The sequence below is a fragment of the Rhizobium sp. C104 genome (genome assembly GCF_022354505.1).
Classification (GTDB): domain Bacteria; phylum Pseudomonadota; class Alphaproteobacteria; order Rhizobiales; family Rhizobiaceae; genus Rhizobium; species Rhizobium redzepovicii.
Genome location: NZ_CP092351.1, coordinates 19,595 through 41,215, shown reverse-complemented (window position 1 = coordinate 41,215; position 21,621 = coordinate 19,595). Strand labels below are relative to the sequence as shown.

Sequence of the window (21,621 nt, the reverse complement as noted above, 5' to 3'; positions counted from 1 at the left end):
ATCGACGATCCGAGGCGTCGATTGCGCTTCCAGTTCTTGACCAATTTGCCGAACGACCTAAACGCCGGCTCTCGGAGGAGATCGATGGCGACGGCGATCAACTGCTGGCAAGCGCCTATGAGCACGGGTTAGAAGGCATCATCGCAAAAAGGCGGGATGCGCCCTATAGCTCCGGGCGGAGCTAACGACCGCGATTCCCAATGGTTCCGAAATTCAGAGGCGCTCGATCGAGGTTGCGCGGATAACGATCTTCTCTTGGCGGAAGCGAGCCTCCAGTTTCCCGCGGTAAGAGGACCACCAGGAGTAGTCGATATCGTCAATCATCACTTCGGCCATGACAATACGGTCGCGCTCGACGTCCCCACCGTCCTCCCACAGACCCTCTGCGGGAGAGTTGATCTGCAGGGTTACCCCTCCGAACTCCGCCGTGAGTTCGTCGCGGACAAGGTCAAGGTTCGTCCGGCTCCGCCGGCCATGCGCAACAGGAAGCAGGATTTCGACCAAATAGGGCATGCCCCCAAAACTGGCAGAGCACAGGAAGGTTCCGGGTTGTGCGATCGTGCCACCAAGATCGGCGGATCGAGATAATTCGACCTCCACGTGCGATTCATCCGCCAGCAGATATTACATGGCCTGCCCAAAAGGCTGAGAAAAAATCTTTCGCCATGGGGAACCATTGGCTCTGCCGATCGTAAGTAGTCGGGCCGTGCAGAGATTTGTTACGGCAGCCAATCCTACACTTTAATGTGCGGCCCACCGCAGCCCGTAACTAGCCCCGTCGAAGGCGGGGCTTTTTTTACAGGTGCCTGAAGGAACGAGCTGGCGCTGCTCGCCAAGGACCGCTACGAGAGCTACTGGCTGAAAAGGATTGCGTTTGTAATGACCGGCGCGGTGGACAAGACACAAACGCTCCCGCCGTTGGTCAACATCTGTCGAACGAATAGCGAAGAGATCGGAAAGAAGCTGCTTCGGGAGGGCTTCGCGCACCTGGAGCCCGAGGCATCGGAATAACTGGTGCGACGGATAGTTCCAAGGGCCATCACCAATTGACAACACCACCGGGCATCAACCGCCGGCACTGCTTTTCGCACCTGGTTCGTCAGCATCTGTAAGGCCAGCTGTCCTAAACAGCGCCGAAAATCATAAAATCAGTCCAGCCAGTGCAGGAACGTCCATGACGCCCATCCCAATCACCGTTGGCGGCCATGAAATCGGCATTGTGATATTGCGGCTGTTCCTGCGTCCGTAACCCCGTAAAGAGCAGCAGTGCTATCGGTCAGCGGGTCCGACATGAATGGAAGAAGGGCAGCGTGGCTGGCTGCACCCCACGCGCTCGCCACGATGGTTCTGGATGTGGTAGATAGGGGTTTTGTCGTTATCATTCCATCAGGAGGGTTACAAAACGGCCGAAGAAGTCTCCACCTTGCTCATCGGCACTTATGTCGGCCTCTGGTCGACTAGGGTCAACAGCCCTTCGTCAGCTACAGTACATTAACGTTTTCCGCCGGAACCGGAGGTGATCCGGGATCACGCATCCGTCGCCGCGCGGCACATAGCCAAAGCGCGATGTTCGGGAAAGCCGCCGACGTTGGTTGATTCATCGCCGGATGTCCCCGCGCCGCAGGTTTTTATCGCAACAAAAATACCCCCGCCGAAACGGGACAATTGTGCGAACGAGGGAAAGGACGAGACCGCGCGGGGGCGGGCGATGTAGAGAGGCTTGCGGGCGCAGGACTCTCGCGCGCGGTCCCGATGCCATAACGATAGACGGTCCGTTAGGTTCCTTTACGCTTTCGGATGATTACTTCCCCCTGCGGAAAGATGCTTGAGATCCTAGGGGCGCAGATCGGCAGCTTACGGACGATAAAAGTGCTTCAGGGCCAATACGAGGCGTCCTCGTCGGCACACTCTTCAGGGCTCAAGCCTTCTGCATGGAGCGATAGCCAGTAAGCCCGCGCAACGGCTTGTGCATATTCGGAGGGTTTCTTGCCAAACGGCAAGCTTTTCTCAGCCGACAGTTCCCAAATCCGTTTTGTGAAAAGGACGGTGAATTCGTCTTCGTCCAGCACCTGCAAAGACAGAACCTCCGCAGCCGCCTTGTTGAGGATGATGCAGGGGGTGGCAGGGGCTTTGCCCTCTACGATTGGCATTAGATACGGTGAGTGACGTGGTTCCGGTACTCTTTCGCCATAGGCTTCCGCCGTCACCGAGCCGTGCTCCTTCGCCTAGGTTCGGGCATAGCACCGGACGGTGTCGTAACCGCCGCGGTAGCCGAGGTCGCGCAAATCCTTCATGCCCATAAAACATCGATGAAGTATAGAAGTTCCGGGCCGCTCGGCATGCTAAGCCGTTAGCAGTTTAACGACTTCCTCAATCGTCTCTCTCACTGGATAGTAGCTCGGCGAGGCGTCTTTCCCCAGCACGCTGACATAGATGTGTGTGCTGCTGGTGAAAGCCCTAACGGCGACTACGTGCTCCGGATTGATGAAGACGATTGGATTGTTGTGGCCCGCGTAGTGGAATGGCACCAGCCTCATCTCATTCCCCCAAGGTTAGCTGTCCCGCCGTGATCTAGAAAAGTTCCCGTCGGTTGCAAGATACCTGGAGTTGACTGCGCGTCTCTCACAAGGAAAACCCTAATAGGCCCTTCAATTGCTCCGGCCTCCCGGGCTGCGCCGGTTACGCCGAGCGACACCGCCACTGTCGGTGCGCGCGCCCTCTACATCGGCTCGGCGATGTTATCAGCGAACGCATCTCTGATGGCGAAATCCTACGATCGATCTGCGGAGATGACACCATGCCCGCCAACCGTGCTCGCATGGCTGGCTTTCGAGGGCGGCTGTACAGAGCGTTTGCGATGCCCGCTTGTAGGATCGACTCAGTAGAAGCGATACCAAGCTTGGACCGCCTCCGAAAGCATGCGGAAATCCTTGTCGCGCTGACTGGTTGGCATGTCTTGTCTCCTGGGAGTTCGAGGAGATTTAGAGATGCTTCTGCCTTCTTCAAGGCCCGGCGGAGGGTCGCTCCGCCGTACCGCTTCGAGTCTCAGCCGTTCGGTCGAATGACCACCTTGACGCAGCCGTCCTGCTTCTCATGGAAGGTCTTGAATGTCTCGAGGCCTCCTTCAAGTCCTGTCCGATGTGTGATCAGGAGGGAAAGCCGCGGAGCATAGGAGACGACGCGTGGCTACCACGAAGTCGGTCATGCTCGGAGAGGCCTCTCCGTCGGTTGTACAGGGCGAGCTCCGCCGCGCCCGCTCGTCCGTAATGCTTGTGGATACCGCCTTTGGCGCTGGAACCGTGGGGTCTTACCGGAGTTCTGCTTTCCGACGGAGACGGAAGATGGATCAGGAACGGCATAACTGGATAAGTCGCCGGGCCCACGAGATTTGGCAGAGCGAAGGTTGCCCGAACGGACGGGACCGCGAGCACTGGTCGCAGGCGGTCAACGACTGGGACTCAAGGGGCCAAGCTGATCCGCACATCGGCCTGAACGCCGTGGTTGATCACGTCCGAAGCGTCCTCGTTGTCGATGACGAACCTCTGATAAGATTTGCAGTGGTGGACGCGCTCGAGGACGCCGTGTTCGAAGTTCTTGAGGCAGGCAACGCGGACGAAGCCCCGAGATGCCGGCCGAAGCGGCGGATCCCGGCCAGGATCCAAGGAGGGCGGTAGATATCGCCGCGCTCTGGAACCTTCTGGACATGACGCCCAGCGGCCGCGGCACGGATTGGTATCCCAAGCTCAAATACTGAACTCGATCGCGGTTCGGAGCGCGGTCAAGGCGATCTGACGCCTTTCTGCTGTGGAATGCTCCTATCGTAGGTGCTCCCAGTCGGGATCGGAAGTGCGCCTTTGGGCGCCGCGGGATCAGGGGCCAGCCGAACGAACAGGAACCCAGACCCGAGCCGATGCTGGATGGCCTGATGACAGGACCAGGCTGCCGACGATAGCGACCATGGCAATCAGGATGACGATAATGGGAAACGCGAGGCCGGACGGCTTATCTTCGTGATAGATCATTGATTGCTCCTGCGGCCCGGCGGCGCATAAGACGCCGCCTGGAAACGTGTGTTAGGCCTCGATGATGTAGACGATCGTGAGAGCATCGGGATCGACGATCACGATCCTGCAATCCGCGAGGATGAAGAAGCGGTAGCCTTCATACTGCGGAACGATCTTCACAATGCGCGTCGGCAGCCGTTCCAGCCGGACCTTCTTCGGGATTTTCGTTCAGACGGAAACCGTGAAGTCGACTTCCTTCACAGGAGCAACGTGAACCTCCTTCACCACCGTTCGAATTCGGTCTGCTGCTCGACCGAGATGCTGACGTTGATCTTGGTGTTCGTCTGGTTGTCCGTATTGGTGTTGTTGGTGGTTTCGGACGAACTTTTGTGTGTGGTCGTCGTATTTTGATCGGTGGACTGCTTGGATGCATCGCCGCTTTCCGTAGTGCTCTTCGTGACTGTGGTGGATGAGCCGCTGTTATCCGTGGTGCCGGACTTGGCGTCGGGCTTCTGTTCTGTCTTGGTGCCACCGCTGGCGTCCTTCGATGCAGGCGTGGTTTCTGTCGAAGTCTTGCCGGACGCACTTCCGCTCGTCGCGCCATCGGGTGAAGGCTGCTCGGCACTCTTTTTCATGTCCGAGCCCTGACCGGATTTCTGCTGCGATGACTGGCCCTTGCCTGGGCAGGCTCCCGAAACGTCGGGGGCGCAGTCGGTGCTGGTCTTTGCTGAGCCCGCCTGCGAGCCGGCCTCCGTGCCGGACTGGGCCTGGCCACCGCTCTTGGTGTCCTGCTGGGCTTCGGCCGGGAGTGTGGCAAGCGGCGACACGCTCAGGGACAGAGCTGCCACGAGCACAGCGAAATGGTTGCTTTTCATATCTCCGTGGTTGGGCCCACGACGCCCGCACATTCTGTGCATTGCAGACGTACCCTCATGCTTGGAAGGGGCGGCTGGAGCCGCCCGTCGGTCACTGGATGACCTGGATGACCTTCCGCGAGGAAGGTTCGACGATCACACGCTGATCGTTGACGATCGCATATGCATATTTCGGATCATCGGGAATTGGCGTCACGACGACGGTCTCCGGCAGGGGCTGGCCGACGACGACCTTCTCCTTCACCACGACGCGTTCGGTCGGGGCAGGAGCCTGCTGAACATAGGTCACAACCTGCTGGGGCGGCGGATCAATGACGCTCCCTGCCACGCCGCCAACAATGCCGCCGACAGCCGCACCGACCGGGCCGCCGACGATCGCGCCCGTTGCAGCGCCACCAACGGCGCCTGTCACGGTCGACTGCTGGGCAAAAGCGGTTGTCGACGCCAACAGGACGCCCGCGGCAATACCTACAACTTTGATAATCATATGTTTTCCTCCTTGGATGCGGTTGGTTCCGCTGCAGAGCGAAACCGTCGAGTGGAGGAAGTGTTCCAGTACCGGGACTTCGTACCGGGGTTGCGCCGGACCTAGGTCCTAGCCTCTTGAATTGCCTCTCGCTACTGCATGGGGAACCGGCTCAGCATCCGATCCTGGACGTTCTCGTGGCCGACGATCATCCCCGCAAGCGAGATGGCTTTCTCGCGGTCTGCGGCGTTTGTTATGTAGCCTTCGAGCAGGACCACCGGACCGAGCATCCTGATCTCGATGGCACTGCTGTCGATATTCGGATCGGCGGAAAGCGCCGCTTTGATCGTCGCGATGGTCGAGGCCGAACTATGGCCTTGGGAGCAGCGCCCTTCATGGTTGGTGTTGTCGGAACCGAACTTCATATCGTCCTCCTGTTCCGTCCCTCCACGGACCGTCATGTTACCTCAGACCTAATATGAGAAGCAGGGGGCGGCGTTGCCAGTGCGACCTAAGTCCCTCTTCCCCCGACGGTAAGTGGCATAGGTTTCCCTCTTCCTTGTTGAAAGGACACCAGGGAGGTTTCAGCGATGTTGCTGTCTCCAGTCAGAACCTCCCTGGTGAAGCGTTGTAGATCATGTCGGGCGTCGCTTCCCGGGAGTAAAGGGCCGCCATCAATGCAAACGGTCGGTATAGTGAGCTGGCATAGAAGCGAAGATTTCGCCCCTCTGATGCTCGTGATGAGTGGTCAAGAAAAGCATAAGCTGATCCGATCACTTGGCGAGGTTGCCGAGGCCCTCGTCGCCGCTTGGCCGACAGACGACGGCAAGGAATAAATTGCGGCCGTAAAAACCTGCCTGGATGCCATTCAAGGCAATATCCCCGCAAAGACAGCGCGTGCCGCGCTCATTCGCGCGGCGGAGGAAGCCGGAATTCCCGTGATTGCCGTCGTCCACTGACAGATTGCCCTTCCCGCTTCAAGCGGTGAATGTTCGCTTCCCAGTTCCGTTGAACAAATCGATGATGGCTGCGCGGGCAAGAGGCCGGGAGATTAGGAAACCTTGGAGGCTGTCGCACCCAAGGGCCACTAGAGCGTCGCTCTGTTCGTTCGTTTCCACTCCTTCAGCCGTGGTCTTAAGACCTTTCGCTCGGGCCATATTGATCATCGCCTCGATGAGCGGCTTGCTGTCTCCTTGCACCGCATCGATGAACGACTTGTCGATCTTGATCCTGTCGATCATGACATTCTGCACTCTCGAGAAGGACGAGTAACCCGTTCCGAAGTCGTCGATGGCGATTCGCACACCCGCATTTCGGAGCATAGCAATGTTTCGATCGCTGTGTGCTTCTCCACCAAAAGCCAAGGAACTCGGTGATTTCTATCTCCAGCCTCTTTGGATCGATGTTCCATTTCGCCAATCTGGACAAGACACGAAGGGGATAACCGTCGGAACAGAGTTCCAGCGTCGACGCGTTGATTGCCATCGAGATAGAAGGAAGGTCGGCCATGACACTGCAAGCATCTTCGAGCACGATAGCGCCGACTTCCTGGATAAGGCCGATTTCCTCGGCAATGGGGATGAAGACGTCGGGAGCGATGAAACCTTCTTCAGGATGCCTCCACCGGGCAAGCGCTTCCATGGATGACAGGCTCTTGTGCTCTGCCGAATATACTGGCTGATAAAAGGTCTCGATCTGGGACTTCGTCTCGAGCGCCAGTCGAAGGTCGTGTTCAAGCTTCCGACGCCTGCGCAGCAGTTCGTCCATATGGCCTCCGAATATTGCAAAGGTATTCCGACCCGCAGCCTTTGCGTGATAGAGAGCTATGTCGGCCTGACGGGTGAGTTCCGACGGATCCGCGGGGCCGGCGGCAAGCGCAGCGCCGACACTGGCACCAACGACGATGTGGGCGCCATCGATCTCGAAAGGATCTCGCAGACGCTGTACGATCCGTGCGCAAGCCGCGTCGACCACTTGACCGTCGGCTTCTTCGAGCAGGACGGTGAATTCATCACCCCCGATGCGGCCGATGAGCGCCGCCGGCATGATCTCATTCATGCGATGGGCCACGAGTGAGATGAGCTTGTCCCCCGTCGGGTGCCCGAAAGTATCGTTGACCGCTTTGAACCGGTCGAGGTCGATGAACAGCACGCAGTGACACTGGTTCTGGGAGGCCGCCCCAAGCCGGGCGGCGAGTTCGGTGCTGAAATGAGCGCGGTTGGAAAGGCCAGTCAGCGGATCGCGCGAAGCCAGTCGCTGGAGTTCCTCACGAACTCGAGGCAAGACGTGCTGAACGTCTCCATATCGCACGCCCGAACATGTTTGCCGCGACGAAGATGGCAACGGCGGCCAGACCGACCGCCGGCAGGGTCGCTTCCATCACGTTCGCACCAGGACGAAATGAGCGCCAGGTGAAGTAGCCGATAGCGCCGCCCGCACGAGACTTCAACGGAACGAATGAGTGCTCAGCGTCCGTAGGAGCGTCATCCGAAAACTGCATTTCGGCAAACTGGTAGTCCGCTCCGATCTCGGATACGAAACTTCGATCGATGAACCTTACAGCGACATGGAGATTTTGCTGCCCCGGCGGTTGCTCGATATCGCCCGTGTCCGAGACGATTGGCTTGACGCTCACAATCGCCGGTCGCCGCCCTACATATGTAAGGTCGCTTTCGCCGATCGAGAGAACCCGGTCCGTGACCCCTTCAGCGTCGCCAGCAGCAAGTCGTTTCTGCAAAGCATTCACCAACGGCTCATAAGCGAGGCGGAGATCACCCAGCGTCAAAGCGTTGTCCGAGGGCGCAATGAACTCGTAGATCCGGCCATGGTCGGCCGAAAGTACGATGGCCGCGTCATGCCCGAAGTAGGTATGCATCCATTCGCCGAGGTTCGAGCGAAGCCATTCCAGATCCCGCGCGTCGGTTTTTCGAACAGCGTCGTCCCAGACTGTCGCGCTTTCCTGATCATGAGCAACGCTAGCCTGCATCTTCGAGACGATCAGTTTGACGAGATCCCGCTGGCGAGCCTCCGCAACCATATCGGTCTGCCCTGCGGCCCATTGGAGGGTACCAAAAAGAACGCACCCGATGATCAATGACGTGGCTGCCGGGAGAACCCATTTTAAAACCCACTGCGACCGCGCCTGCCAGTTCATCTGCATTACGTCCTTCTATGTTCACAGACCGTAAAACAGCGATCGTTAAAGCACGCGGAAGGGGATTGGTTAGCACTTCCTTTCTGTCTTTCGGCGGCGGCTGACATACCTACCCATCCTACGAAAGGAGAGGGTCTATCTCAGACCAAAGTCCGTTTGCGCCCGCACAACGAAGTTAGAATGTAGGCATCTTAAAGGAGATCTTCCGACATTGTCGGCGGCTGGGCTTTGCCCGCTCCGAACTAAATGTAGGAGAACGGCAGAAAGCACTAACGCAGTCCCTTCATCTGGTTGACGTGGCGAGAGATCTGCAATGATTTCAGTTACAGATGACGATCGACGAAGAGCCCTTATTTCTGACCAGCCTTTGGTCTCAGTGGTCATCCCGGCCTTCAACGCTTCCACTATATTGAGCGCACGCTTCGGTCCGCTATGCGCCAGACCTACACCGCCTTGGAGATTATCGTCGTCAATGACGGTTCCACGGACGACACGGCAAAACTCGTCGAGCAGACAGGGATGTCGGAACTCTCGCATCAACCTCCTGTCCACGCCGAACCGTGAGATCATCCGTTCGGGTCAAGGCGGGACCAGTCTTTCCCGCCGCTATCCGTGGGCGATCAGCTTTCTGTTTGGCCTGCTGCATGGTTTCGGATTTGGCGGTGCGCTGCGCGAGATCGGTTTGCCGCAGAAGGAGGTCCCGATCGCGTTGTTGGCCTTTAATCTTGGCGTTGAGGGAGGGCAGCTTGTGTTCGTCGCCATCGCGCTCCTGGCAATGGCCAGCATGAGGCTGCTGCTGGTCTTCGACTTCTCACGCCTGCGGTTGTGGCTCGCATATCTGATCGGAACGCTTTCAGCGCTCTGGTTCGTCCAGCGCGTGGCTTGGTTTGGATGACTGCGCAGCGCGCGCCAAGTCGCCAATGGCCGGGGCTGGTTTTTGACGGCAGTTTCGCTCTATTCAGTTTGATGCAGTTGTAACGAGGCTCCCCGGTTCACAAAGAAATCAGCACGATGAACACTAGGTATCGGCTCTCTGATTTGGTACCGGCAGGCTTCATCGCCGAACGCAACACCCACACTGACGACAAGATTCGCATCTTGCTTTCACGTGCCGGCGCTACGGCGTGTCCGGCATCTAGGAGAATGTCAACAACGGGTCAAAGTCGCGCCGCCAAGTCGCGGATTTTCCTCTCTCTGGGAAACGCGTCAAGTTCCTCGTGGAGACACGAAGTCGCTTATGATGCCGTGGTCTGCGGCAGGTAAATATTCGCTAAAGGTTTGCGATCTGTTGTCGCCCTATGCCAGACGAACCTGGCGCCTCGAGCATGTAGTAGGCGGCCGGCGGCGCGGTTGCACAGCGGCTGATGCTTCCCATCAGCAACGACACCTGGCTCTGCGTCATCCGCGCGCAAGGGCTACCGCCATCACTCCGCCCCCCGTGACTCCCATCGACGATTTTGTGACGGCGGAATCAGAAGCGAGGATGGTCCTAAAGGCCCCGCCAGACGAGTGCTACAGGGCAAACGAAGGTAGGAGACTCCGACGCCCCAATTGCGTCACAACCGAGACGAGATCCTAGAATGATAGGCTTCATTCCGATTTATTGGTCAATATGAAATATTATCGGCGAAAATTAAATTAATCCAGCCGCATGATAAAGGCGTCGTGGCCTTTTTATTGCGTTACTTTCCTGAAATACATGATACCGCAAGGTCAAAAGATCGGATTTTGCAGAAATATACACAACCTTCGCAAGCCTATTCGGCAAGCAGGAGGCCGGCCGCGATAGCGCATCCCCTGCGAACGGCAGCTCATGACTTCATGAAAAAAGAGGCATTCAAATGTCGAGACATAACAACGCCAAGCCCCTTACTGCCAGTGACCGCCACGACTTCGGCGCTAACGGCACGCGTCCGGACGGCAATCCCTCCGCGAAGGAATTGATCGCCCATGCCGTCACGGCACGCATGGACCTCGCCATGCCGCCCGAGGAAGCGCGTGCGGTTCGGGACCCGCGTGAAGCAAAGAACCCGCTGCATCGGTTCACAAAGCGCCGAACAACTGAGGCCGATGATAAGAGTTCTGGCTGTCCGGGATCTTCCTACAATGGGAGAACTCGAGCAGGCGCGGACCGATCACCGCAGGAAGATCACCACCCGCGAAGCCGAGGAGCAAAGCCGGCGAGTGAACAAGGATTAGACCGGCAGACCGTCACCGCGTGCGCGGCGGTGGATCAGCGCTCTGATCGGATCGAAGCCTGGATCAGATCCTGATGGAAGCAGTGGTTGCGCAAGTCCTCGGTCAACTTGAGCAGCCTTTCCCTGGCCAGCCCGGCAGGCTCGCCACGCGCCAGCATTCCGTCGATCTGGCCCTGCTGAGCGCAAATCATCTGTCGGTCGACAATCACTTGCCGGCGGGCGAGTTCCAAATCCTTCGGGGAATAGGTCATGAGAGACTATATCACCCAGTCGGCGACAATGGGATTCATTTCGCGGCCCCCCGTATCATCGCGGCCGCCGACCTGGTTTGTCGTAGCCGAACGAGCCGAGACAGACCTCGCGCCTCTCGCCCGTGACCGGTGGCCCAGAAGGGTGCCTGGCACAGTTTGCCTTGGATAAAGCACAATATGGGAGCACGAGGGGTGCCCGCGGGTAAGGAAAAGAAAATCGGGACCTGGCCCGTGAAAATTTGACGCAAAGCGCTTGGCGAAACGCGCCATGCCGCTTCTCACTTGCCCCGCCTACGCGATCATGATGACGACCTGCCAAGACGGACTACTCCTATCTGAGGGGATTTAATTGAGTCTGACTTTGCATGAAATCGTGCACCGATAGCGGCTCTTCGTTGAATAATTTATTTCGTTCCGAGTGGCAGCGGAAATTGTGCTATTCTTGGTGGTTGTTAGGACTTTACCTGCGGCCACATGTCCCGCAAGAGCGCAGACACGTTCATCGGCCAAGCGCGATGACGACAACGATTGGCGAGAACGATGCAATCACCGCGATACAAGAAAAAGGACCTGAGGTTTGCAAGGCACCGCGCCATGAAGGCAGAGCAGCGGGTCAACAGGCAGGAAATAACCTTGAGCAGGCTCCGCGTCCTCGGCGGACCGTTAGCTGTGGAGTGTGCGTTGCTGGGCAGGCTCTATGATCGCAAGAGGCGGGCCATGTACCGGCTGAAGCAGGTGGAAGACTTCTTTGATGTGAATGCGCAATGATATCGAGATGTTAAATTTGATGGGCGACTTCGTGGGGTCGCTAAGGCGGCCGGTGTATCCGGCGGGAGACTATCATGTCGACCGGAAATGATACTGAAGTAGCTGGTGCTGAGATTGGCGACGCATCCATTGAATCCGGCGCGAACAGGTATCTCGGCAAACCCTTCGAGCTCTTAACCGAGCGGGAACGGGCAGTCTTCCGGCGCCTGATCTCCCGGCACGCGATTGCCCACGATTCCAATCAGTCATTCGATTCAAAGCTGACATCGTCGCAGCGGCTGGCCGACAAGGTGGCGGAATTCGGCGGTTCTTGGACCTTCATCATCCTTTTCGGGATCGTCCTTGCGGTTTGGGTTGCCGGCAATCTGTTGGCCGCAACGCGCGCCTTTGATCCCTATCCCTTCATATTCCTCAATCTCATCCTTTCTATGCTGGCAGCTGTGCAGGCGCCGGTCATCATGATGAGCCAAAATAGGCATGCCGCCAAAGACCGGGTGGATGCCGCGCACGACTACGAGGTCAATTTGAAGGCTGAGATCGAAATTATGGCGCTGCATGACAAGCTCGACGAGCTTAGAAATACTGAACTGAAATCGCTCGTCGCCCAGCAGCAGGAGCAGATCGCACTTCTGACGAAATTGATGCTCGGCCGGCCGGATCAGCAAGGAGTGAGCGTATCAGGCATCGGAGGCTAGCAAGCAACTGCGGGAGATGAGCGATGATGACTGCCTCGAATTCATTGCCAACACACTTTTCGCCGTGGCATGCAGCGAACAATATCCCTATATCGTTCCGATTCACCACGCATATGAAGAACGCAGGCTGTTTATGTTTCCATGCCTGGCCTGAAGATAGATCGGCTTCGGGCAAACCCCCTGGCCAGTTTCCACACCGAGGAGCTCGGTTGAGCCTCTGGACGGGCCGATCTTCTTCCGCCTGTCGATCGAGCTGCTTTCTGGGCGGCAAACGATCTGACCGCCGTGCGCGGCACGCTATCTGTGTCCAACGGATCGAGCCAACGAAGATCATGGGCGCTACCGTGCGGTGTCTGTGTTCTGACGTGCAAATTTGGCTCTGAGGCAGCTATTTGCTGTCGAGAAGCCTTCCTCGACTTCACCAGAGAAGGCGGGGCTTTTGATGTCATTCTTGCCAACGGCTTAGACCAGTTTGGCAGGGGTTTCTTCGCTCCCGGATGCTCTTCGCTCTGCAAGCAACGAGTCCAAAGCCCGATGCTCCGGGCCAAACGGGCGCTGATTCAAAAATGAATTCACCGGAATCGTAGTTTCATTGCCACCTGACGAGGGATTGCCGCGGTGAACGACTACCTCTCTGTTGGTGGCAGCGTCGACGCCAAGAAACCACTGATCACCATTCGTGCTTGAAGCAAACTCTCTCAGATTTTTCACGTTCAATGCTCCTTCTGAAGGTAGAGGTAGAGCCTGAAACGGGAATTGCGACGAAATACTTCCAGTTCGGCTGCATGCATCACCGTTTGGCAGTCGCGAAGTTAACAAGCGGCAGAAATTCACCACGCAAGTCGTGCCTTTACAACCTACCCAACAAGCCAGCGAGCACCATCCGGATCACCGCGTTCCGGTATGTCGCCCGGACCGTGCTCCACCCCTTTATTTCTACGTGCCTGTTGGACTACCAAATCTAGGTGGCGTCGGCCTCGAGGAGGTCTGACCGATATCGTCGCGAGCCAGTTCGACGCCGGGACTACCTTTGACAGCATCGTTATCGCGGCCTTCGACATGCTGTAATCGTGCGGGATCTCGACGGCGCGGCCAGCTGCAGATCGGCGTTTCGACGCCACCGAGCAGCGGCTGGGCAGAAAGGCTTGCGGGTTCAGGGGAGCGGCGCGGTGGACAAGAGACAAACGCACCGGCCGCTCGTCAACATCTACCGATCAAATGGTGAAGAAGTCGGTAAGACGCTGTTTCAGGAGGGCCTAGCCATGAGATGGAGTCCGAAGCGTCGAAACGACTGGTGCGCCGGATCGCCGTGGATCGTTATGGCCGCGATCCTCTAATGTGTCTGATGGTCCAGTTGGGCGGAAGAAGGCGCATTCCGAGATTGCGGAGCTTGCTGGCCGTCCATCTCCTTCACGGCCAGATCCCAGATCTCGGCGTCCTTCCCCTCGGGGCAACCTTGACGTTCCCAAATTGCGTATGCGTGACGGCGTAGCTGCTCTTCATCGTTGAATTGCATAGTCGTGTCTCCTTGGATATGGCGAAGCGCGTCTTAGGCGCCGATAAGCATGTGGATGACTATGGCTATTGAGACTGCCATTCCTGCCAATGCCGCTGTCTTCATCGCAAAGGACTTGAGGGGGTAGTCGCAGACGGCGCGAATAATTTTTTCCGACTGGAAGCGACTTGCGGAGGTAATCAGCATCTAATCATCCTCTTTCCTGGGCATTAGGCTTGTATTAAGACGTATCTTTGGCCCGTAATACGAGAGACACAGCGCGCCTTAAGTGGACAGAAGTCAAACCATCAGACGGCAAATTAAGAGGAATACTTATTATATATTTTTGGAACCTTATCACGGCGAGCAAGTTGGGGTGCGGACGTGGAGAACGCTGAACACAGCGACCCCCTTCTCACGTTCATCCTGAAATTTGCCCCGCGGTGCGGGTTCTTTGTTTTGCGGCGCATACGGACTTTGGTCAGGCGTAGACCCTCTTCTTTCGTGGAAGGGGATATGTCAGTCCGGCACTTTGGCGAAGAACTGGAAGGCCCAGCATCAAGATCTGGTCCTCGGGCACCGTTCATGCGGATCGCGGGCAAGCGCGGGCGCGCGATCTCGGTGAGGCATAATTGATCTCGGACCTTAGTCGGGGATGCTTGAGAACTCAGGTCCTGCACGTGGAACCGCTTGTGGCGGGGAGTGTTTTTCGATTGGCGACGCCAGAGAGCGCCGCACCGATTTTGTAGCCGCCCTGGAGACGAAACATGCGCCTGCTAATCGTCGAAGACGAACCGGGGATCGCTCTGGTGATTAAGGACGTAGCGATCGACGCGGGATTCGAAGTCACCGGCATCGCGGGGAATATGTCGGAGGCTCTGGAACTCGGCTTCGAAGCAGACATCGCCATCATCGACGTCAGGCTGGGGGATGGTATCACCGGGCCGTCGATTGCCCGCGCCCTCTTTTCCGGGTTCGGACTTGGGGCGGTGTATTTCGCCGTGAAACCCGGTCTCATCGAGAACCTGGAGGGCCGAGCTGTCGTCACCAAACCGGCGAGCCCCGAAAGAATAGTGGACGCGTTGTGGATGGCAGCCAAGAACGCTCGTCCAGGAGCGTATCGCGTCGCGAGCCGGCCCACCTTCCACTGAAAGCTTGAGGTGCCGTGCCGAATTGAAGAGCTCCTGCGGCCAACACTGGCGCCGGCAGCCGGCTAGGCGTTCCGTTAGTGAACGACTGCAATCACGGGAATTCCGGCTTCCCTGCGCAGCGCGAAGGAGTGCGGTCCTGTGCCGGGATGTTACCCTGAATGGCATTGAGACATGTTCTTACCGCTGCGATGTATTCCTTGCCATCGTCGGTCAGCCATGCGGCGACAAGAGCCTCGGCAACCTCACGGAGTGATCGGATCAGCCTATGCTTTTCCCGACCGCTCATTACAAGCATAAGAGGCGCGAAATCTTCGCTTCTATGCCAATCCATTATACCGACCGTTCGCAAGAATAGCCGCTCCTCATTCGTAAGAAGCGACGCCGGACATGGATCAGCGACGCTTCACCAGGGAGGTTCTGACTGGATACAGCAACATCGCTAAACCTCCCTGGTGTCCTTTCTAGAAGTATGAGCAAGAATTTAAGCCAGATAGCGCCGAGGGGAAGACGGGCCTAGGTCCGACTTGCGCCCCCAAGACCTGCTTCTCATATCAGGCTTGAGGGAACATGAAGCTCCGTGGAGGGTCGGAACGGGTGGACGACATGAAATTCGGCTTGGACAACGCCAGCCATGAGGAGCGCTGCTCCCAAGGCCATAGTTCGTCCTCGACCATCGCGACGATCGAGGCGGCGGTTTCCGCTGATCGCGATAGCGACAGCAGCGCCATCGAGATCAGGATGCTCGGCCCCGTGGTCCTGCTTGAAGGCTACATAACAAACGCCGCCGACCGCGAGAAAGTCATCTCGCTTGCGGTGATGATCGTCGGCCAGGAGAACATCCAGGACCGGATGCTGAGCCGTTTCCCCATGCAGTAGTCCAGCGGCATTCACGGCTAAGACTAAGGTCCGATGTAGTCCTCGGCACGAGGTCCGAGCTCTGGAACAGTTCTTCTTTTTGACTGTTTCGCCGTCCAGCGGAACCAACCGCGATTTCTCATGATCGTGTCCTGGATTGGTTTCTGAAGATGCATGTGCTGTCCTCGTCCCGTCCCATCGCGGGGGGCGCTCGAGGGGCAGACTCGACTGCGCAGGATCTCGCGCTTTGCGAGGCCGGGAACGTACCGGCTTGTCTGTATCCTGCTGGAGCGGTTTTGGTTTCGGTGTGTTTCGGCGGCTTTGTCATGCCACCATCGCATCAGTAACGTCTTAAAAAGCAATTGCCTAATACGTGTTATTGACTCCGGCTAAGACGATAAGGGGTCTGAGTAGCAACGGAGCAGATTAGCTACATAGGGATTTCACGCGTCATGCCCACCGGGGATTGATGGATCGCGCAGCGGTCGGAGTTCCGCGCGGCTGGAACCGACCATTTTGTCATTCGGAGCTAGTTCGTGGATTCCCGAAAGCTGCCGCTTTTCACAACAGACCGATGCCAGCTTCGCGCTACCGGCGCTCTTCCGAGCCCGACAGCCCCCGCGGCGATGCAGGTTTTCCACTTATGGGACTTATCGACTTGGCAGCTTGCACCGCGCGTTGGAAGAAACGGATTTCTGTGGCGATACTTTCGCGGAAGGGGTCGGTTTGGTTGAAGTAGTCGCGGTCCAGACCGAGCTTTGCACCGTCTGCATCGCCCTCGTAATAGGTGCCGAACAAATGATCCCAGATCGGGAAATAATTGGCGAAATTCTTGTCGTGGTGTTCCCGCACTCGGGAGTGATGGATGAAGTGGTCGCGTGGTGACTGGATCACGTATTTGCCAAACCAGCCATGCCAGGGAATGGCACTGTGCTTAACCAGACCAATGGCGCCAAAGGTGATGGTTACGAAGGCGAATTCAGCCGTTGGCATGCCGATAAGCAGCGCCGGAACGACCATGGTGGCCATGTTTATGGCCTTCTCCAGCGGATGCTCCCGCGACGAAGTCAGCGCGTTGAACTCTTCGGCTGCGTGGTGAAATTCGTGCAGCCGCCATAGTACGGGCAGCCGGTGCATCAGCCGATGCTGCCAGTAGCTTAAGAAGTCTGACAGCACTAGGAACAAGAGAACATGTGCCCAGCCTGGCAGCCTCCGGCCAAGGTCCAGGTGGGGGGCATCCTGAGCCGCGCGGGTGATGGCGTAAGACAGACCAAATGATGCGAGCGCCGCGAATAGCGTAATCATTCCCGTCGTCTGAAGGACGAAATAGACAATGTCGGTGATTGTGGATTTGCTGCGTTCGAAGAAAACCCGACGGAACCCGGAATTGCCGAACCCCACATAGGTGAGTTCCACCGCGAAAACCGTCAGAACTAGGCCAATGGAAATGGCGAAACTGAGGGCCATTGCCCGTCCATTCAGATAGTACGTGCCGTAAAAAAAGCTTCCAAGCTTGTGCAGGCAGTATTCGACCAGCTCCATGAGACTGCTCCAAACCCGAACCCGTACAGCTTATTTCTGACGATAGGCTTTTGCCAGATTGCTCAAAGGACGATCGAGTCCTCCTTTTGACGTATTACCGGCGGTGGAAGTGCAGAGCCATCGACCGCCGATCAATCGCCCTATGAACAAGGTGCACACTGCTGAGTGCACCCGGCAGGGGCAGTATGGATCGGCGATCACGTCCAGTGGTCCGTGGCAATGCGCGGCATTTGGCTCCCATCCGGCGCGGCATGCCTCACGGAGGCAATGTTCCGAAGAGTTGAGGGTACTACCTACGATGGATTGCAGAAGCCAGTTCGGATAGTGACGGCACAGATTGCCCGCTATGCCGTGACCTGAGGTCCGTCCGACGCGCGCGCTGATTTCCTGGATCGCCGTCATGAGCTGATACGTCAGCAACATTGCGGCCGCAAGTCGCAACCACAATAGGTGACTCGACCACACTCAACCTTTCTCGTAAAATAATCGTGCGTTGCTCGGGGGCAGTCGAGGACGTTTCGAGGGGCGGGCGATGAGCGCGAATTCGGTGACCGTATTTCAGCGCGATGTGGATCGTCGCTATTGCCGAAGGCATCGCCGGCATGTCGGCGAGCATGATCATGATGCCGTAAGGCTGATCGGCCTCAGCCGCCACAACACCATGGGCGAGCGACCGGGCTATGCCGGACGAAAATCGGCGTTGTACACCACCTTTACCGGCAGGTCGCAGATTGCGTCCTCAATATCAAGATGGCGATATCCGGTGACCACGATGCCGAATGGCTCTGGCAATTGCTCGCGGTTATAGCCGACCTGCGAACAAGGGCACACCTTTGCCTTGACAATGTCTGCCACTCCGTAGAACTCGGCTTCTTGCGACCGTCATACCATCGCGTCATATCAAGCGTAAATATTTCAGTCGGCAATCTTTATAGGGCGAAGCCGATTGGAAGATCAGACGTCCTCTTGCCTTAGGCGGGGTCGACAACAATGTCTCTAAACCTCTTAAATCTTCCGGAACTCTCCGAAAGGCACATAGAGATGCTCGCGAAGGTAATAGCCGATTGGTGTGGCGCGAACTCCATCGACGCAGGCGGGGATTGCGCGCAAGCCGCATACGCTGCCGCCGTTGATCTTTTAAGTGCAGACACAGACCTGTCTGCGGGCCGGTTGCGACAGGCACTGGACCTCAGGATGGCTGGAAGCAAGCGTGAGGAACCTTCGTCGTAGACGCAAGTTGGGGGCGAAGCGGACGCTCTGCGTGGCGTTGGCCGCTGGCGAAGGAGCGTGTGTCTTGTGGCAGAGTGTCGTTATTCTACGTCCGCGAAAGTCGATCACCGTGAGATCGGCAAAACAGGCGTTCGATCTCCTATCGGCTCGTTGGCCCGTCTCTGACGGAAAGGCTTACATCGCGGCTCTTGAAGCCTGTGAAGCCGTCGATGACGGACGTGTTTCAGACGAAAGCGCCCGGGTGTTGTTCTTGTTGGCTTTGAAGGAAGCCGGCGTCATCTACTCGACCGATATAGAACGGTAGGAGGACAATCACTGGATCGTCGGACGTGCCGACTACGGAATGGATATTGGGACCGGGGCGGCGAAAAATCCCAGGCGCAGTGGCACCGAAAGCCACACCGCTTTCTGGCGAATGCTCCATGTGTTTTTCGCGAGCGTGTACAGACGGACCCGAGCGATTGACCCTCTTTCCGAGTTTATACCGCAGCAATGGCGCCTTGGTGATTCTGATTGATCCTGGTGGCCATTATTTGTCACGGCGACCATCGAGTGATCGCTCCATTTATGCCTCCCACCTGCCGCAGCGACAACATTAAGCGCCTCGACATCGTTTGCAGCGATCTTGGAAGCCGGAACTTCTGGTGCAGGGCCAGCACCTGATTTCTGTAAGCTCGATCAAACGACATCAGTGCCGCCAGAATGCCTCGTACTCGTGCCGCGGCGCTGCAGCACTGCCGTTTGTTGACACATCCTCGCCGTCGCCTTCTCCAACCGCGACGTGCAGTCGGCCAACGGTCCGAGTCGCCTCGGCAAGCCGTCCAAGCACTGTGCCGGAATCATCCCGCGACATGAATCAGGCAGGCACAGGTCCAGATCCCGCCTTACGCGTGCCAAGACACTGCGGATCTGCCAAGTCCTCGGTCAGCGGGTCCAATAGGTCTCGGCAGTGGGTGGGATGCTGTGCCCCGGGCTCGGAAAACAGCTATTATATATCAGCAAAGCATTAAGTTGTCTTTGCTAGACCTAGATAGCCGATCCATCAGAGTGTCGGGTTCAAGGGGTCCTTCAATGCGCCGTCGGAGCATAAAATCGAGCCTGCTGTTGATCTTCAGCGGAATAGCACTTTTCTTCGGTCTTGTGGCATATCTCGCCATCGATGGCCTCAGCAAAACAAACGGCTCGACCGAGGAAATTGCCACCCGCTGGCTGCCGAGCGTTCAGGCTTCGCGGTTTATCAACCTCAGCATGGCGAATTTGCGTGTCGCCTACCGCGATCACATTATCGCGCAGTCCGACGCTGAAAAGAAAATGCGCGAAGAGGCTATTGCGAAGGCGGAGGACACGCTTCGCAATGCGATAGATGTCTATTCCTCGCTGGCATCATCGGAACGCGAACGTGAACTGGTCCACGGGATCAAGGCAACCGTCGAGGGCTACATCGGCAGCAGCTCCGAACTGCTTGCTCTTTCCCGGGCGAACAAAACGCAGGAGGCTGGGAAACACCTCGGTGGAAAGATGCGCTCTTTCTCGGACGAGCTGAAAGAGCTCACAACAGCCCTCGTTGAATTGAACGTGGAGGGCAGCAAGAAGGCGGCGGAGCTCAGCAAGGCGACCTATAATTCGGTAATGTTCTACCTTTTAACGGCGGCCGTTCTCGCCGGATTGCTTGTCTTCGGCGCTGTGGCATTCGCGCTGACGGGCATTGCAAGACCCATCACCCTAATCACCGGTTCGATGCGGCGGCTGGCCGAAGGAGACACTGGTTCTGAGATTCCATTTGCCGGCCGAGCCGACGAGATCGGTTCGATGGCGGGGGCCGTAGAGGTTTTCCGCCAAGCCGCGATGGCAAACAAACGAATGGAAATCGAAGCCGAGGAAAACCGGCGACAGGCAGAGGCCGATCGCGTCGCTGCCCAGCGGAAGGCAGAAGCCGATGCGACCGAGCGCTTACGCGTTGCCACGTCGGGCCTAGCCGCCGGTTTGAAACGGCTGGCCGCAGGCGATCTGGCCTTTCAGCTCAATGACGCCTTCGCGCCCGACTTTGAGGTATTGCGGCACGACTTCAACCAATCGGTCACTCAACTTGGCGCAGCACTCGGGGCGATTTCCGAAAGCATCACCACAATGGACAATGGCACGCGGGAAATCTCCTCCGGCGCCAGCGATCTCTCGAAGCGCACAGAGCAGCAGGCAGCGTCGCTCGAAGAGACGGCCGCAGCCTTGGAAGAGATCACAGCAAATGTGTCGAACTCCAGCACCAGGACCGAAGAAGCCCGAATAGTGGCCACGGAGGCCAATCGCAGTGCCGTGAAATCGGCAGACGTCGTTTCTCATGCCGAAGAGGCGATGGAGCGCATCGAAGCCTCGTCGCAGCAGATCTCCAATATCATCGGTGTGATCGATGAAATTGCGTTTCAGACCAATCTGCTCGCATTGAACGCAGGCGTCGAAGCAGCCCGAGCGGGCGACGCCGGCAAGGGATTTGCAGTCGTCGCTCAGGAGGTTCGCGAGCTCGCACAACGCTCAGCCACGGCGGCCAAGGAGATCAAAGGTCTCATCCATAATTCCTCGAAAGAAGTGGAAAGCGGCGTCAAACTCGTGCGCGAAACCGGTGCATCGCTGAAGACGATCGGCGGCTTCATCACCCAAATCAACCAGCATATGGATTCGATCGCGACGTCAGCCAGAGAGCAGTCAGTCGGCTTGAGCGAGGTCAATATCGCCGTCAACCAGATGGACCAGACGACGCAGCAGAATGCAGCCATGGTGGAACAGTCGACCGCAGCATCCTGTTCATTGGCCAAGGAGGCCCAGAAGCTTCGCGAGCTGGTAGCTCGGTTCAGACTCAACGAAGTTGCCCCCAACCCAACCGCAGCACCCCGTAGCGTCGCGAGAGCGATGGCTCGCAGGTAACAAACGCCTGATGGTACTCGA

General features: G+C 57.5%; 20 protein-coding genes and 8 pseudogenes. 11 read left to right on the top strand and 17 right to left on the bottom strand.

Annotation, left to right across the window (positions count from 1 at the left end; genetic code table 11):
- Positions 1-65: 65 nt before the first annotated feature.
- A pseudogene (locus MF410_RS27095) lies at positions 66-179 on the top strand (ATP-dependent DNA ligase); the annotation flags it as partial.
- 34 nt (positions 180-213) lie between these two features.
- Here MF410_RS27095 and MF410_RS27090 read toward each other — a convergent pair.
- Complete coding sequence (locus MF410_RS27090) at positions 214-513, bottom strand: hypothetical protein (protein WP_131711691.1); 300 nt, start codon at positions 511-513, stop codon at positions 214-216.
- Positions 514-1,874: 1,361 nt separating this feature from the next.
- Entirely contained in the window at positions 1,875-2,207 is a 333-nt protein-coding gene (locus MF410_RS27085; RefSeq protein WP_239620688.1) for a hypothetical protein, read from the bottom strand.
- A gap of 996 nt (positions 2,208-3,203) precedes the next feature.
- Between MF410_RS27085 and MF410_RS36670 the strand changes: the two genes are divergently transcribed.
- On the top strand, positions 3,204-3,674 hold the full coding sequence (locus MF410_RS36670) for a DUF2934 domain-containing protein (RefSeq protein ID WP_343228891.1): 471 nt from the start codon (positions 3,204-3,206) through the stop codon (positions 3,672-3,674).
- A pseudogene (locus tag MF410_RS27080) lies at positions 3,617-3,754 on the top strand (DUF899 domain-containing protein); the annotation flags it as partial. The gene MF410_RS36670 and the pseudogene MF410_RS27080, both read left to right, overlap by 58 nt.
- Before the next feature lie 115 nt (positions 3,755-3,869).
- Here MF410_RS27080 and MF410_RS27075 read toward each other — a convergent pair.
- The 4 genes and pseudogenes from MF410_RS27075 to MF410_RS27060 form a co-directional block, all read right to left on the bottom strand.
- Positions 3,870-4,022 carry a hypothetical protein gene (locus tag MF410_RS27075; protein WP_165503963.1) on the bottom strand — a complete coding sequence of 51 codons (153 nt, stop codon included), beginning with the start codon at positions 4,020-4,022 and terminating at the stop codon, positions 3,870-3,872.
- A 51-nt stretch (positions 4,023-4,073) separates the two neighbouring features.
- Positions 4,074-4,879 (bottom strand): annotated as a pseudogene (locus MF410_RS27070) (DUF1236 domain-containing protein).
- 91 nt (positions 4,880-4,970) lie between these two features.
- Positions 4,971-5,366 (bottom strand): DUF1236 domain-containing protein, encoded by a 396-nt coding sequence (locus MF410_RS27065; RefSeq protein ID WP_131711647.1) that lies wholly within the window; start codon positions 5,364-5,366, stop codon positions 4,971-4,973.
- A gap of 131 nt (positions 5,367-5,497) precedes the next feature.
- Entirely contained in the window at positions 5,498-5,770 is a 273-nt protein-coding gene (locus tag MF410_RS27060; protein ID WP_131711646.1) for a BON domain-containing protein, read from the bottom strand.
- A 252-nt stretch (positions 5,771-6,022) separates the two neighbouring features.
- Between MF410_RS27060 and MF410_RS27055 the strand changes: the two are divergent.
- Positions 6,023-6,304, top strand: a pseudogene (locus MF410_RS27055) (DUF982 domain-containing protein).
- An 18-nt stretch (positions 6,305-6,322) separates the two neighbouring features.
- On the opposite strand, the gene MF410_RS36665 reads toward MF410_RS27055, so the two are convergent.
- From MF410_RS36665 to MF410_RS27045, 3 genes and pseudogenes are all read right to left on the bottom strand, one after another.
- Complete coding sequence (locus tag MF410_RS36665; protein ID WP_275593039.1) at positions 6,323-6,667, bottom strand: EAL domain-containing protein; 345 nt, start codon at positions 6,665-6,667, stop codon at positions 6,323-6,325.
- A 106-nt stretch (positions 6,668-6,773) separates the two neighbouring features.
- A pseudogene (locus MF410_RS27050) lies at positions 6,774-7,655 on the bottom strand (diguanylate cyclase); the annotation flags it as partial.
- Positions 7,612-8,505 (bottom strand): CHASE4 domain-containing protein, encoded by an 894-nt coding sequence (locus tag MF410_RS27045; protein WP_239620685.1) that lies wholly within the window; start codon positions 8,503-8,505, stop codon positions 7,612-7,614. The pseudogene MF410_RS27050 and the gene MF410_RS27045, both read right to left, overlap by 44 nt.
- Positions 8,506-8,812: 307 nt before the next feature.
- Here MF410_RS27045 and MF410_RS27040 point away from each other — a divergent pair.
- A pseudogene (locus MF410_RS27040) lies at positions 8,813-9,067 on the top strand (glycosyltransferase family A protein); the annotation flags it as partial.
- A complete protein-coding gene (locus MF410_RS27035) occupies positions 9,044-9,394 on the top strand; it encodes a HupE/UreJ family protein (protein WP_239620721.1) in 351 nt (116 codons plus the stop codon). The pseudogene MF410_RS27040 and the gene MF410_RS27035, both read left to right, overlap by 24 nt.
- A 1,338-nt stretch (positions 9,395-10,732) precedes the next feature.
- Here MF410_RS27035 and MF410_RS27030 read toward each other — a convergent pair.
- The gene (locus tag MF410_RS27030; protein WP_222135184.1) at positions 10,733-10,948 is read right to left on the bottom strand and encodes a hypothetical protein; all 216 of its coding nucleotides are present in this window, start codon (positions 10,946-10,948) and stop codon (positions 10,733-10,735) included.
- Between the two features lie 594 nt (positions 10,949-11,542).
- Between MF410_RS27030 and MF410_RS27025 the strand changes: the two genes are divergently transcribed.
- Both MF410_RS27025 and MF410_RS27020 read left to right on the top strand, forming a co-directional pair.
- Positions 11,543-11,716, top strand: coding sequence for a hypothetical protein (locus MF410_RS27025; protein WP_222135185.1), 174 nt, complete (start codon positions 11,543-11,545; stop codon positions 11,714-11,716).
- A gap of 74 nt (positions 11,717-11,790) precedes the next feature.
- Positions 11,791-12,411 (top strand): DUF1003 domain-containing protein, encoded by a 621-nt coding sequence (locus MF410_RS27020; protein ID WP_239620683.1) that lies wholly within the window; start codon positions 11,791-11,793, stop codon positions 12,409-12,411.
- 462 nt (positions 12,412-12,873) lie between these two features.
- On the opposite strand, the gene MF410_RS27015 is transcribed toward MF410_RS27020, so the two are convergent.
- The 3 genes from MF410_RS27015 to MF410_RS27000 all read right to left on the bottom strand — a co-directional run bounded on the left by MF410_RS27015 (position 12,874) and on the right by MF410_RS27000 (position 14,113).
- Positions 12,874-13,122 (bottom strand): hypothetical protein, encoded by a 249-nt coding sequence (locus MF410_RS27015; RefSeq protein ID WP_131711644.1) that lies wholly within the window; start codon positions 13,120-13,122, stop codon positions 12,874-12,876.
- Between the two features lie 622 nt (positions 13,123-13,744).
- Positions 13,745-13,927, bottom strand: coding sequence for a DUF2934 domain-containing protein (locus MF410_RS27005; RefSeq protein WP_131711643.1), 183 nt, complete (start codon positions 13,925-13,927; stop codon positions 13,745-13,747).
- A gap of 33 nt (positions 13,928-13,960) precedes the next feature.
- Positions 13,961-14,113 carry a hypothetical protein gene (locus tag MF410_RS27000; RefSeq protein WP_165503962.1) on the bottom strand — a complete coding sequence of 51 codons (153 nt, stop codon included), beginning with the start codon at positions 14,111-14,113 and terminating at the stop codon, positions 13,961-13,963.
- Between the two features lie 560 nt (positions 14,114-14,673).
- Between MF410_RS27000 and MF410_RS26995 the strand changes: the two genes are divergently transcribed.
- Positions 14,674-15,057 (top strand): response regulator, encoded by a 384-nt coding sequence (locus tag MF410_RS26995; protein ID WP_131711642.1) that lies wholly within the window; start codon positions 14,674-14,676, stop codon positions 15,055-15,057.
- A gap of 74 nt (positions 15,058-15,131) precedes the next feature.
- Here MF410_RS26995 and MF410_RS26990 read toward each other — a convergent pair.
- A pseudogene (locus MF410_RS26990) lies at positions 15,132-15,406 on the bottom strand (DUF982 domain-containing protein).
- Between the two features lie 254 nt (positions 15,407-15,660).
- Between MF410_RS26990 and MF410_RS26985 the strand changes: the two are divergent.
- Positions 15,661-15,933 (top strand): transport-associated protein, encoded by a 273-nt coding sequence (locus MF410_RS26985; RefSeq protein WP_131711641.1) that lies wholly within the window; start codon positions 15,661-15,663, stop codon positions 15,931-15,933.
- Positions 15,934-16,500: 567 nt separating this feature from the next.
- Here the strand turns inward: MF410_RS26985 and MF410_RS26980 are convergent.
- The 3 genes and pseudogenes from MF410_RS26980 to MF410_RS26970 form a co-directional block, all read right to left on the bottom strand.
- Complete coding sequence (locus MF410_RS26980) at positions 16,501-17,454, bottom strand: sterol desaturase family protein (RefSeq protein WP_131711640.1); 954 nt, start codon at positions 17,452-17,454, stop codon at positions 16,501-16,503.
- A gap of 294 nt (positions 17,455-17,748) precedes the next feature.
- Positions 17,749-17,877 (bottom strand): annotated as a pseudogene (locus MF410_RS26975) (divalent metal cation transporter); the annotation flags it as partial.
- Positions 17,878-18,132: 255 nt separating this feature from the next.
- Positions 18,133-18,309, bottom strand: coding sequence for a hypothetical protein (locus MF410_RS26970; protein WP_165503961.1), 177 nt, complete (start codon positions 18,307-18,309; stop codon positions 18,133-18,135).
- A gap of 1,446 nt (positions 18,310-19,755) precedes the next feature.
- On the opposite strand from MF410_RS26970, the gene MF410_RS26965 reads away from it, so the two are divergent.
- The gene (locus MF410_RS26965; protein WP_131711688.1) at positions 19,756-21,600 is read left to right on the top strand and encodes a HAMP domain-containing methyl-accepting chemotaxis protein; all 1,845 of its coding nucleotides are present in this window, start codon (positions 19,756-19,758) and stop codon (positions 21,598-21,600) included.
- Positions 21,601-21,621 lie beyond the last annotated feature (21 nt).